Genomic DNA, 12,328 nt, shown 5'->3' on the forward strand with positions numbered 1-12,328 from the left:
ATTTTTTGAAATATATAGTTCTTTTTTATGAAAGTGCGTTAAAATAGAAGTAATGAAGGGATTACAAAATGGTGATAAAATGAATAGAAGTGCAGGAATCTTATGTCCTGTTTTCTCTATCCCTGCAAATCAAGGGATTGGTGATTTAGGGCAAAAAACAATTCGAATGATAGATATTATTGCGGATGCAGGGTATGCCATATGGCAAATCTTGCCTTTGCAGATGACAGGCCCCACTCATTCTCCATATCAGACATATTCAAGTTTTGCGGGGGATCCTATCTATATTAACTTGGATCGTTTGTGTGAAATGGGGTTGTTGACGCAAAGCTCAATTGTGAATTGTAATAAGTTTAAAGACTTTGTTGAATATGACAAGATTCGTGAATTCAAGGAATCTTATTTTCAAAAGGCCTTTAAAGTTTTTAAAAAGGAATTTGATTCATTTAAAGAAGATTTTGAAGCATTTAAGCGTGATGCATTTTGGCTAGAGGATTGGTCTGCCTACTCTTTATTTAAGAGTTTTTATAATGGGGCTCCATGGTTTGAGTGGGAAGATGAATATAAGAACTGGCCAGAAAATCGTGATATTGATTTGGATGATTATAAAGATGAGATTTTTTATATTGAATTTTTACAGTTTGTTTTTTATAAACAATTGGATGAAATTCAAATGTATGCGCACGCAAGAAAACTTAAAATCATGGGAGATATGCCATTCTATGTAGATTTAGATAGTGCGGATGTATGGTGCAACCGTAAAGCTTTCTTATTGGATGAAGAAGGAAAACCAGAATATATTGCGGGTTGTCCACCAGATTATTTTAGTGAAACTGGACAACGTTGGGGAATGCCAATTTATGATTTTGATGCGCAGGAAAAAAATGGATATCTTTTCTGGTGCAATCGTATGAGTTGGATGAATCGTTGTTACGACATGGTGAGAATCGATCATTTTAGAGCGTTTAATACATATTGGAAGATTCCAGAATCTTGTCCTACTGCCATTGAGGGAAAATGGATCTTGGGCCCTGCTCATAAATTGATGGATGCGATTTTAAAGTCATGCCCAGATATTGTCTTAGTGGCAGAAGATTTAGGCTTGATTCGTCCTGAGGTTATTGAACTTGAGGAAGATTATGGGATTCCAGGAATGGATGTTTTATTGTTTAGAATGGAAGCCAAACAACTAAAGAAAAAGGCAAAGAAAAACTCTGTGTTGTATACAGGAACACATGATAATGCGACATGCAATGAAGATTATCATACGTATGATTCAAATAAGCGTATTAGTTTGCGTCGTTTCTTTAAAAACCAAGGCTATTCAAGCCGTGCCTTTAATGAAATGTTGTGTCAGTTTGCGTTAGATAGTAATGCAGATACAGTAATTCTTCCTATTTGGGATATTTGTGGATATAAAGAAGAGGCTAGAATCAATACACCTGGAACAGTATCAGACAAAAACTGGACTTGGAAGTTAAAAGATTTTAAGACATTTCCAGATAAGGTAATGAAGACAAAAGAATGGATTGAAAAATCGAATCGCTAAGGGGCAGTCTTGCTCCTTTTCTTGTGTATTGTTAAAATAAGATGGAGGTGGGAACAATGAAAAAGTTAATAACGATTTTATGTTCGTTTGTTCTATGTATATCTTTGTTTGGGTGTCAAAAAGGGACAAAGGATTATATCGCAAAGATTGAAGTGAAGGACTATGGAACAATTACATTAAAGTTGGATGGGAAAACAGCTCCAATTACAGTACAAAACTTTGTAGATCTTGCCAAATCTGGCTTTTATGATGGATTGACATTCCATCGAATTATTGAAGGATTCATGATTCAGGGTGGTGATCCTAACGGAAATGGTACGGGAGGATCAGATAAAACCATTAAGGGTGAATTTAAGGAGAATGGTGTAAAAAATAATATTAAGCATAAGCGTGGTGTGATTTCTATGGCAAGAAGCTCAGATTTTGATTCAGCCAGTTCACAATTCTTTATTATGCAAGAAGACAATGATTCATTAGATGGGCAATATGCTGCCTTTGGACATGTCACAAAGGGAATGAAGGTTGTGGACAAGATTTGTGAAGATGCAGATCCAATGGATGATAATGGAACAATTGCACAAAGTAAGCAGCCTGTCATCAAAACAATTACAGTATCAGAAATTAACGACTAGAGTAATCTAGTTGTTTTTTATATATTAAGATTTTGGTTTCGGAACAGGGAAATGTAATATGTGAAAAAATATCGGATTATCACAATTTGTAGGTTATCAGGAACGACAAAAAGGACTATCATAATAGTCAACATTTTGTATTTGTCTTTAGTTGTTGAATTATTTTTTTACAATCATCTTATGATTACATTCAGAGCAGTGCATCATATAGTTTTCTTCAGGTTCATTTGGAAATAATTCATCGATCAACCATCTAGGTACTTCTTCTTCGTAACCGCATTTTGTGCATTTCATCAATACATCTTTTTCTGTATGTTCTGTCATTTCTCTTGTCCTTGAATGGATTATATGTATAAGTATAGAACATTGTGGCTTTACATTTGCATTGAATTGGTTCTCTGTTAAAAGAATCAATCAAATGAGTGCGGTACTTCAATTTATTGAGTTTGTTTTTAAGGGCTTTGGTTCTTTTTTCACGAGAATAATCCTTATTCTTTTTGATTCCAAGAAGTGCATGTACTTTATCTAGAGTTTTCTTAGAAGCATTGGCATAGAATCCATAATATCGAGTTGTTAAGAAATGATAGTTCGGTATATGTATAATAAGGCGGTTTATAAAATCAATCACATTATCTGTGACATTATGACGTTTTTCATCCTTATGATCATTGTAGAACCAGCCGACAGTCTTTGATTCTTTATTGTATTCTGTGATTCTATTTTCAGCCATGGCAGGCCTACCTGCATAGCGAATAAAATAGTTTACGCAGCCTTGAATATCTTTACTGTTTTTATTAGATGAAGCATCGTTAGAATCGTTGTCATTGGATTTGAACTTGGCATAGACATAGAATCCTTTAGGATGGTCTTTATAGAGTCTGTTCTTTTCTTCAGGTTTCTTCAATCCACCAGCTTCCTGTATGAGTCGAATGAATTCAAACTGAAAAGTTTTTCTAAGCTTAGTAAAATTGAAATGATGAAATGTTTTGATTTTATCTTTTTTAAAAGAATAGATTAATTCAGGAATAAGACAATAAATGTGTGGATTCCATTTAAGGTCCCTTCCAAAAGTATGTATAGTGGCAATCATGCCAAATTAATTACGAACAGGAATGTCTTTGAATATATAGTGGGTATCAGACAGCTTTTTCTTTTTGAGTTTATCGGCAAGAGATTTATTGGTAAGAATGGAAATGGTGTTTCTTGAAGCAACAAACAATAGATTGAGTCGAGTACGATCCTGTCTGAACCAGTTTCTAAGTTCTTCAGGAATAGTAAAGACAATGTGTCTATGAGGATAGGTAGCCTTGACTGCAAGCTGCTTGGCATATTTAACACCACAGGCATTACAGAACCTGGAATGGCATGAGTGTGGAATAATATTCCAGTTGAATTGTTGGAAGTGTTTTATGCACATACCATTTCTCCTATTTGTATTGCGTTTGTCACAAGTTTAGTTTGTATCATTATCCAAATGCAATATGATTGCATCTATGGAATCTATTCGCTTTTAGCCTATGTTTTAGTGGGTATAGTTTTACCAATTTATATTTCCAAACAATCAAGACATATTGGTGTAGAGTATCGTAAAGAAGCTGCCAATCTAAATAGTTATGTATTAGAGAGTATGTGTGGCTTAAAGGAAAGTATGCAGTATATGGATACAGATCGTCATTTATCAGGCTTGAATAAACAGACTTCTTCCCTGGCAAATCGTGAGAAGGAATTGAAATATTTCCAGCTAAGTTGATTTCTTTGACAAACTTTTACGTTGTCTTATTATCATTAGGTTTATGTTTGATTCATTTATATTTGAATAGTTCAATGGAATCCATGATTGGATCGAGTGTTCTTCAAATATCTTCTTTTGGACCTGTCATCAAATTGGCAAATTTGGGTTCAACTTTATCACAGACAATTAGAACTGGACAAAGAGTTATTTCTATTTTGGATGAAATACCTATGATTGAAAAAGTAACGAATGGAGATGAAGCTCAATTTAACAGTATGGATAAGATACATGTAGACTTTGCGTATGACAAAGCACTAATCTTAAAGGATATGAATTTAAATATCCAAGAAAATGAAGTGATTGGAATTCAAGGCAAGAGTGGCAGCGGAAAGAGTACTTTATTATAATTGTTGATGCGTTTTTGGGATGTTTCAGACGGAAATATTTTAGTGGATGGGATTGATATTAAGAATTTAAATACTTCAAATTTAAGAAAAATGAAGGCTATGTAACACAGGAAACGATTCTTTTCCATGATACGATAGAAAATAATTTAAGAGTTGCTAAGCAATATGTGACAATCGAAGAGACCCAATTGGCTTGTAAAAAAGCAAATATTCATGAATATATTCAATCTTTGCCACATGGATATAAAACATCGGTTGAAGCGCTTGGAAGCTCTTTATCGGGTGGAGAAAGACAGAGAATGGGTCTTGTACGTATGTTTCTACATGATGCGAAACTTTTTTTATTGGATGAACCTACTAGTAATTTGGATAGCTTAAATGAGGGAATTATCTTAAAATCGATTTATGAAGAAAGAAAAGATAAGACCATAATTTTTGTGTCACATCGTGACTCAACTTTAGCACATTGCAATCGTGTAATTCATATGGAATCCAATCGAGTTAGCTAATGAATAAACGTGAAAAAGAATTGCGTACAGTGTACGAAATGATTCATTTGTATTATCAAATGAAAAATAGTGTTGGGTCATAGTGGATATGGCCCTTTTCTTATAAAAAGAAAGGGATGAATCGAATCATCCCTAAACAAAGTAAATATGATTATTTTTCAACTACAACAGCACCGTCTTTAATGACTTTATCGATCTTTCGAACGTTTGAAATTGCATCCAAAGGATTTTCTTTTAAACAAACTAAATCTGCATTTTTACCAACTTCAAGTGTTCCATAATCATCTAAAACCCCTAAGCAGTCTGCTGAATTGTGTGTCGCAATTTTTAAAATGTCCATACGATCTACACCGTATTTTTCCATTAATTCAAATTCATAGGCTGTGTTGTTGTGGTAGTTGAATGGAGTTCCACCATCTGTACCCAAAGCAATTTTAACGCCTTGTGCATAAGCTTTTTTAAAGCTTTCAACATGAGCATCTTTAACATAAATAGCTTTTTTGACCATGTAATCGGCAATACCAGCTTCTACTCCTTTTTCAACGATGCATTGAGGGGCAACTAATGTAGGAACCAAATATGTACCGTGTTCTTTCATGTAATCAATGCATTCTTGATCTAAGAAAATTCCATGTTCAATGGAATCAATGCCGGCATATAATGCATTTTTGATACCTTGCGTTCCCTGTGCGTGAGTAGCCGTTTTTCTTCCTGCTTTATGAGCCTCTTCAATAATGGCTGCCATTTCTTCTTGTGTTAATTGAGCACTTCCAGGTTCTACACCTTTTGTCATAACGCCACCTGTTGCCATAATTTTAATTAAATCGACGCCTTTTTTAAGTAGAGTTCTAGCCGCTTTTCTACATTCATCGACACCATCGGCTTCAATACCACCTTGCCAGCCATGGCCTCCTGTCATACAGATGCAACGTCCAGCACATAACATGTGTGGTCCTTTAACAAGGCCTGCATCCACACAATCACGAATATCCATATCGTAATCGTTTTCGGTTCCTACAACACGAATAAAAGTAACACCACTATTGATATAATCCTCTAGGTGTTTTTGTGTATAGAATGTTTTTTCAATAAAAGTAAATTCTTTATCCGTTCCAAAACCAACAGGTTCCATAATATGAACGTGACAATTAAAGAAGCCTGGCGTTACAACGTTTGCCTCGACTACATTTTCATTGATTGTATGATAAGGTTCAATGGCTGTGATTTTTCCGTCTTCACAAGTGATCAATTGATCAAATTTAGGTGTATCGCTCACACCATCTATCATTGTTTTAGCGTGTACAAAAATTTTACTCATTAAAATACTCCTTTTCTCAATTTACATAGTATTATGCTCTAAACAAGCAATAAATGCAAGTGCTTTCTGAAAATAAAACAATCACTTACAAATTAAAAAACACTTTATATAAAGCATGATATTAACTGATACTAACAACAAATGAAAATTATTATAAATTGATTGAAACAACATGAAAATGATGCATAATGGGTCGTACACAAATATTTAAAGGGAAAGTAATGGTAAAACGAAGCGTAGTGGCCATGTGTATGGCATTTGTGCTTGTGTGATGTTCCACAAGCAATAGTTCGAATCAAGTACAAACGTTGACAGTTGGATTGTCTTCAGAAATGAATGGTGATTTTTCACTTTTATATTATCGTACACTAAATGATAATAGTGTAGTATCGTTGGTCTACCAAGGTTTGTTGAAGTATGATAAAGATCAGAATCTTGTATTGATTTGGCTAGTGAATTACCACTGATTTCTGAAGATGGTGCAACTTTGACATTTAAGTTAAAGAAGGGTATTAAATTTAGTGATGGATCTAAATTAACATCAAAAGATGTTAAAGAAACATTTAGTGTTATGGCTGATCCTAGCTATACTGGATTGTATTCAAGCAATGTGGATTTTGTGAAGGGATATACCGAATATCATGATGGGATCCTAAAGATTTAGAGGGTATTGAAACACCAGACGATTATACGGTTGTATTTCATTTGGAAAAGCCAAGAACCGATGCTGAAAGTGTTTTGGGTACACAAGGAATATGTTCAGATCAAACATTGAACTATAAGAAGGGAAAAACAGCTAAGATTGAGAAGAAAAATACAAAGCCTGTTGGTACAGGTCCTTATGTATTAAAATCATATGATAAATTCATCGGTGCTTCATCAGAAAAGAATTTTTATTTTAAGGCAGAAAAAAGGACAGTATAGTGTGGCAATGATTATGATCAAAAAGACGGATTCTTCAACAGAAGTTAAAGAGTTAGAAAAAGGAACAGTAGATTACATTCCTGATGTAACAGATGCGGATAAAATTAGTTCGATTATCCAGAGTAAAAACAAAGATTTGACACTAGATAGCTATAATGGTGATCGTACAAATTGGCTATATTTAAATACAGCTGATGGTCCATGTAAAGATCAAGCTTTTCGACAAGCTTTGGCTTATGGAATTGATCGTCAAGCCTATATTGATAGTTATTATAAATTAGATGAATCTGATGAAGTCATGGCTTATGTACCAAGCAGTTTTGGAAATCTTATTAGTAAGACTTGCGGTAGTATTGTTACGAGAAAAGAAAAATTGGATGGATTAAATACATATGAATATAGTCCTGAAAAGGCGGAACAATTGTTAGATGATGCTGGCTGGAAAGTGGGTAGTGATGGAATTCGAGAGAAAGATGGAGAGCGTCTTTCAATTCGCTTTTTATCCATCAAAGAAAAAGACAATATGGATTCAATGATTCCAATTCTTCAAAAGGATTGGCAAGAAATCGAGATTGAATTAAAGGCAAATACAATGGAATTCAATACTATTAATTCGACAATTAGCGATGATAATACCTTAGGTGATTGGGACGCAGGATGGATAGGCTTCTCTAATGGTAGTCCTGAAGATACAGGTATGAATGACTTATTAAAATCAAAAGCAGTTGATAACTTCCCACGTCTAAGCGATTTGCAATTGGATGCAGATCTAGATGCAGGAACGTATACTTCGAATTCAGAACAAAGTGCTCAAGTTTTTAAACAAGCAATGATTGTATAAGCTGATCTTTGTGGATTTATTCCAACCGATGGCGTAAAAGTATATGGATTAAGAAATAAGAAAGTAAAAGGTATGCATAAAGCATCCGCATATAGATGGTTTAATTCAATGGATACAGTAAAAATTAAATAAGTACATAGGTCAGAATTAAGCTTTCTGGCCTTTTCTGATGTATAATCGATAAAAGTGTTATCGAAACATATATAAAAATGATATAATGCCTAGTGTTTAGAGGATTTTAGAATGAGAGAAAAGATTGAAAAGTATATTGAGTTAATTATAGGAAGTATCTTACTTTCGTTAGGAATTTATTTGTTTGTGACACCTAATGGAATCAACTTTGGTGGTGCCATTGGTATTGCACAGATTATTGAGTATTTTATTGTAAAGATGGTGCCAAGTCTTGGACATATGAATTTGGTGGGAATCATTAACTTTATGATCAATATTCCTTTGTTCATTATGGGCTTTAAAATTATGAATAAAGAGTTTTGTATCAAGACTGTCATAAGTTTATTGGTTCAAACCATTACATTATCTATTTTACCAAAACAATCTTTTGTGATTATGCCAGATATGCTTTCAAATTGTATTTTTGGAGCCTTAATGTGTGGTATTGGAGTAGGACTTGCCTTACAGAGCAGCGGATGTTGCGGTGGTATGGATATTGCCGGTGTATGTTTATCGAAGACAAAACCAGGCTTTTCTGTAGGTAAGCTATCGATTATAATTAATTCGATCTTATTTACAATTTGTGCCTTTATTTTTGATTTACAGACATCACTATATTCCATTATCTTTGTGGCCATTCTTTACTTTATTAGTGATCGTATCCACTATCAAAATATCAATATGACTGTATTGATTTTCACAAAGAAAGAAAATATGAAGAATGTAATTATGGAAAGAACAGGGCGCGGTGTAACGTACTGGATGGGTAAGGGTGCTTATACAGATACAGAACAGTATATTTTATTCTGTGCTGTAAATAAGTATGAGATTCGTAACTTCAAAAAAATAGTCAATGAAATTGATCCAAAGGCCTTTGTGACAATTAGCGAGGATCAAGAAATTGATGGTGGATTTGAAAAGAGATTATGATGTAGTAAAAACTACCTACAAACCCTGCAAGAGTTGGTGTAGGTAGCTTTTTTGTTTTCCAAAGAAAAAGGAACGATTAGTTCGCTCCTTCATTGTATTTAGCTTCGATTTCTTTGGCAATTTTTTTACCTTCCATTACAGCACTACCAATTGTTTTTGGCCCAGTAAAGGCATCTCCAATAATGTATACATTCTTTAATGTAGAGGCGTGTGTATCCGTTGTTTTTAAATCGTCATTTAATGGAGTAAAGTCTACTTTTTGACCAATAGCCATCGCAACTAGATCACAATCCATTCTGAATAATGAATCTTTTATTTCGTGGCAGCTTGCTCTTCCAGATTCATCCATTTCTCCAAGTTCCATTTTCGCAACTTGAACACCACAAACATTTCCGCTTTCATCCTTTAAAATGTCTTTGATGTTGTTTAAGAAGGCAATCTTAACACCTTCTTTTTCACAGGCTTTGATTTCTGCAGGACTTGCAGGCATTTCCTGTAAAGATCTACGATATACGATTGTGACATCGTCAATGATACGAACTAATGATCTTGCACAATCCATCGCAACATTTCCACCACCCCAAACAATGGCCTTTTTATATTTTTTGAAGTCTTCTTGTTTGTGATTGATATTTAAATCGTAAAGTAATGTTAAGCCGGCAACGACGCCATTACCTGTTTCAAAACCAAAAGTATTTTCAATTTGGGCGCCAATCGCTACAACTACATAATCATAGTTTGTTTGTAATTCTTTAAACATAGTTTGATCCACAAAAGTATTAAAATGGAATTTAACACCGGCTTCAATCAATCCGTTATAGGCTTTTTCTAAGAAAAGTTTCGGCATACGATATTCAGGAATGCCGGTATAAATGGCTCCACCAATTTCAGCTTCCTTATCAAAAATATCAATCTGGTACTCATTTTCTGTTTTAACTAATTCTTGAGCTAATGTATAGCCAGCAGGACCGGCTCCAATAATGGCAATCTTTCTTGTCATAAATCAAATTCCTCCATCTTTTTCGCTATTATATCATAAACTATTTCTTTAGGTACGAAAGAGCTCGTTTGTTTACGTTTTTTACCGCAATCTCAAGTTCACGAGCTGAAATTCTTTTTGCGCCATTGGCTAAAATCGCATTTTGAATCAAGCCATCACTTGTCGCAACTGATAATTCATATTTCTTTTTTAAGTCGTGTACAGCCTTTTCAATATAGCTGTCTGCTGTTTGATTATATCTCGTATAAATAATGTCTAGATTTCCTTGATTAAAATGTGAACCTGTATTGTTTTTAACGCGATATCCATCAAATACTAAGATGACTTTGATACGCTTATATCCTTGATAATTCGAGATTCGATTGATCAATTCATCACGTGCAGATTCAATGTTTACTTTGGCAATATCTTTTAAATCTTGCCAGTCATAAATCATATTGTAGCCGTCAATCATTAAACAGTCTGGCTTTTTATCTTCGACATGAATCTGATTTAAATTCATATCAACCTTCGCTTTTTTCTTGATTGGCTTTTCAGCTTTCTTGTTGTTTCCACCAAGTGAATTAAATACTTTCTTTAATTCTTCTTCACGAACTGTATGTTTTACATAAGAAGCATAGGAAGTTGTGTTGGCTTCTTTAATTTGGATGTGCATATGCTCCTTGACTTCATCCCAAGGCACAAAATAACCTGCTCCATGTTCGCAGAATACAGATCCGGTTGGATTGTTTAAATCGGCTTCACTATCATAATTTGTTTCTTCAATGATCTTTTCTTGATCAAAGCACTCATGATAGCCTTCTAATTCACAAATAAATTGGCCTTTTCCTTTTGTGTATGCGATGACATCTTTTTGATAGTCCATCAACTCACGAACGGGTCCCGTTCCTTTTATGTGAACAAGATTGTTCATGTCTTCTTCAATTTTAAATGAGCAATGCTTGTTTTCTAAATCAAACAAGGCTTTTGAAACATGTTGATTTTCAACGACTAATTCAAAACTATAATAAGGTTCTAATAATACAGATTCTGCTTCTTTTAGGCCTTGTCTTATAGCACGATAGGTTGCTTGTCGAAAATCCCCACCTTCTGTATGTTTTAAATGGGCTTTACCGGCCACTAAAGTGATTTTTATATCGGTAATAGGCGATCCAGTTAATACACCTTTGTGTTGTTTCTCTTTTAAATGCGTTAAAATCAGATTTTGCCAATTTAAAGCTAAATCATCATTGGAACAGTTTGATTCAAACACAAGTCCTTTACCTCTAGGCAATGGTTCAAGTTTTAAGTGTACTTCGGCATAGTGCCTTAAAGGCTCAAAGTGACCGACTCCAATGACTGTATTTTGAATGGTTTCTTTAAATAAGACTTTACCCGTTGTAAAACCAACTTTAACTTTAGATCTTTTCTCAATTTCTTTTTGAAGAATTTCCATTTGAACTGATCCCATTAACCTTAAAAAAATTTGTTTCGTCTGCTCATCATATTCAATTTGTAGCTGCGGATCTTCTTGAGCAAGTACACTGCAGTAGCGCATCATAGTAAGTGCATCTACACCTTCGGGAAGTAAAAGTTGGTAATTCATATAGGCATTTAAGAGTGGTTTTGTCGTGTCAGATTCAAAGCCTAGTCCTTGACCTACTTCATACTTGTTCAATCCTTTTAGTGCACAAATCATTCCTGGATAAGCGGTTTGTACCATTTCAAATTGTTTTCCGTTATACAAACGAATTTGATCTACCTTTTCATCTGTACCAACTTTATCTTTGGCATTTAAAACACCACCCGTAATCTTTACGTGGGTTAAACGATTGCCTTGGTCATCACTTGAAATCTTGTATACACGAGCCCCAAAATCTTCAGGGTACTCTTGGATAAAAGATAAATCGATAATCGCATCCATTAAATCTTCAATGCCTTGGATTTTTAAGGCAGAACCAAAGAATACAGGGAAGAATTCTCTTTTAAAAATGGCTTGTTGAAGAAGTGATGAATCGATTTCTTCGGTTTCTAGATAGTGATTCATGATATCTTCATTCAACATGGACAGTTCATCTTCAGCATCTTCTGATTTAAAATTGATACAGTTGGATGAGAAATGCACTTTAAGATCATTCATAAGCTCTTCTTGTGTCTTATAGCTGATATCCATTTTATTAATAAAGATCAATGTAGGAATCTTATAGTGTGATGTTAGCATATAAATAGGACTAGTCAAAAAGAGAAAATTTACGCCAGTGGTACAATAGAAAGAGGATGATTCAAAGACAAAGGAAGGCAAAAGAAAATGGCAAATAAAAAGAAACAGTTTGATC

The 12,328-nt window shown here is 34.2% G+C and carries 13 protein-coding genes and 1 pseudogene; 9 read left to right on the plus strand and 5 right to left on the minus strand.

The window, feature by feature from the left end:
• Positions 1 to 52: 52 nt before the first annotated feature.
• Complete coding sequence (gene malQ, locus FYJ55_RS04375) at positions 53 to 1,549, plus strand: 4-alpha-glucanotransferase (RefSeq protein WP_229771076.1); 1,497 nt, start codon at positions 53 to 55, stop codon at positions 1,547 to 1,549.
• A 56-nt stretch (positions 1,550 to 1,605) separates the two neighbouring features.
• Positions 1,606 to 2,181, plus strand: coding sequence for a peptidylprolyl isomerase (locus FYJ55_RS04380; RefSeq protein WP_154555803.1), 576 nt, complete (start codon positions 1,606 to 1,608; stop codon positions 2,179 to 2,181).
• A 253-nt stretch (positions 2,182 to 2,434) separates the two neighbouring features.
• Here FYJ55_RS04380 and FYJ55_RS04385 read toward each other — a convergent pair whose 3' ends face one another.
• Entirely contained in the window at positions 2,435 to 3,271 is an 837-nt protein-coding gene (locus FYJ55_RS04385; RefSeq protein ID WP_154555804.1) for a transposase, read from the minus strand.
• A 6-nt stretch (positions 3,272 to 3,277) separates the two neighbouring features.
• Positions 3,278 to 3,598 carry a transposase zinc-binding domain-containing protein gene (locus FYJ55_RS04390; RefSeq protein WP_154555805.1) on the minus strand — a complete coding sequence of 107 codons (321 nt, stop codon included), beginning with the start codon at positions 3,596 to 3,598 and terminating at the stop codon, positions 3,278 to 3,280.
• Here FYJ55_RS04390 and FYJ55_RS04395 point away from each other — a divergent pair.
• From FYJ55_RS04395 to FYJ55_RS11015, 3 genes and pseudogenes are all read left to right on the plus strand, one after another.
• Positions 3,584 to 3,931: a 6TM ABC transporter family protein gene (locus FYJ55_RS04395; protein ID WP_195836661.1), complete on the plus strand. Its 348-nt coding sequence runs from the start codon at positions 3,584 to 3,586 to the stop codon at positions 3,929 to 3,931. The two genes, FYJ55_RS04390 and FYJ55_RS04395, sit on opposite strands and share 15 nt — an antisense overlap.
• A gap of 5 nt (positions 3,932 to 3,936) precedes the next feature.
• The gene (locus FYJ55_RS11260; protein ID WP_154555807.1) at positions 3,937 to 4,320 is read left to right on the plus strand and encodes an ATP-binding cassette domain-containing protein; all 384 of its coding nucleotides are present in this window, start codon (positions 3,937 to 3,939) and stop codon (positions 4,318 to 4,320) included.
• Positions 4,321 to 4,412: 92 nt separating this feature from the next.
• Positions 4,413 to 4,829 (plus strand): annotated as a pseudogene (locus tag FYJ55_RS11015) (ATP-binding cassette domain-containing protein); the annotation flags it as partial.
• Positions 4,830 to 4,980: 151 nt separating this feature from the next.
• Here FYJ55_RS11015 and FYJ55_RS04410 read toward each other — a convergent pair.
• Positions 4,981 to 6,147, minus strand: coding sequence for a metal-dependent hydrolase family protein (locus FYJ55_RS04410; protein ID WP_154555809.1), 1,167 nt, complete (start codon positions 6,145 to 6,147; stop codon positions 4,981 to 4,983).
• Between the two features lie 445 nt (positions 6,148 to 6,592).
• Between FYJ55_RS04410 and FYJ55_RS11265 the strand changes: the two genes are divergently transcribed.
• The 4 genes from FYJ55_RS11265 (at position 6,593) to FYJ55_RS04420 (ending at position 9,013) form a co-directional block, all read left to right on the plus strand.
• A complete protein-coding gene (locus tag FYJ55_RS11265) occupies positions 6,593 to 6,811 on the plus strand; it encodes an ABC transporter substrate-binding protein (RefSeq protein ID WP_268234131.1) in 219 nt (72 codons plus the stop codon).
• 41 nt (positions 6,812 to 6,852) lie between these two features.
• Positions 6,853 to 7,071 carry a hypothetical protein gene (locus FYJ55_RS11270; RefSeq protein ID WP_268234132.1) on the plus strand — a complete coding sequence of 73 codons (219 nt, stop codon included), beginning with the start codon at positions 6,853 to 6,855 and terminating at the stop codon, positions 7,069 to 7,071.
• 7 nt (positions 7,072 to 7,078) lie between these two features.
• A complete protein-coding gene (locus FYJ55_RS04415) occupies positions 7,079 to 7,912 on the plus strand; it encodes an ABC transporter substrate-binding protein (protein WP_268234134.1) in 834 nt (277 codons plus the stop codon).
• A gap of 243 nt (positions 7,913 to 8,155) precedes the next feature.
• Positions 8,156 to 9,013: a YitT family protein gene (locus FYJ55_RS04420; protein WP_154555810.1), complete on the plus strand. Its 858-nt coding sequence runs from the start codon at positions 8,156 to 8,158 to the stop codon at positions 9,011 to 9,013.
• Between the two features lie 76 nt (positions 9,014 to 9,089).
• Here FYJ55_RS04420 and FYJ55_RS04425 read toward each other — a convergent pair whose 3' ends face one another.
• Together FYJ55_RS04425 and FYJ55_RS04430 are read right to left on the minus strand one after the other, a co-directional pair.
• A complete protein-coding gene (locus FYJ55_RS04425; protein ID WP_154555811.1) occupies positions 9,090 to 10,013 on the minus strand; it encodes an FAD-dependent oxidoreductase in 924 nt (307 codons plus the stop codon).
• A gap of 40 nt (positions 10,014 to 10,053) precedes the next feature.
• A complete protein-coding gene (locus FYJ55_RS04430) occupies positions 10,054 to 12,294 on the minus strand; it encodes an NYN domain-containing protein (protein ID WP_326831839.1) in 2,241 nt (746 codons plus the stop codon).
• Between the last annotated feature and the right edge of the window lie 34 nt (positions 12,295 to 12,328).

Origin of the sequence: Holdemanella porci, assembly GCF_009696075.1 — a bacterium.
GTDB classification, from domain to species: Bacteria; Bacillota_I; Bacilli_A; order Erysipelotrichales; family Erysipelotrichaceae; genus Holdemanella; species Holdemanella porci.

Bases quoted from the DNA above. Each gene is read 5' to 3' on its own strand.
- FYJ55_RS04425 (WP_154555811.1), bottom strand. From the start codon at position 10,013: ATGACAAGAAAGATTGCCATTATTGGAGCCGGTCCTGCTGGCTATACA.
- FYJ55_RS04415 (WP_268234134.1), top strand. From the start codon at position 7,079: ATGATTATGATCAAAAAGACGGATTCTTCAACAGAAGTTAAAGAGTTA.
- malQ (WP_229771076.1), top strand. From the start codon at position 53: ATGAAGGGATTACAAAATGGTGATAAAATGAATAGAAGTGCAGGAATC.
- FYJ55_RS04420 (WP_154555810.1), top strand. From the start codon at position 8,156: ATGAGAGAAAAGATTGAAAAGTATATTGAGTTAATTATAGGAAGTATC.
- FYJ55_RS04390 (WP_154555805.1), bottom strand. From the start codon at position 3,598: ATGTGCATAAAACACTTCCAACAATTCAACTGGAATATTATTCCACAC.
- FYJ55_RS04410 (WP_154555809.1), bottom strand. From the start codon at position 6,147: ATGAGTAAAATTTTTGTACACGCTAAAACAATGATAGATGGTGTGAGC.
- FYJ55_RS04380 (WP_154555803.1), top strand. From the start codon at position 1,606: ATGAAAAAGTTAATAACGATTTTATGTTCGTTTGTTCTATGTATATCT.
- FYJ55_RS04385 (WP_154555804.1), bottom strand. From the start codon at position 3,271: ATGATTGCCACTATACATACTTTTGGAAGGGACCTTAAATGGAATCCA.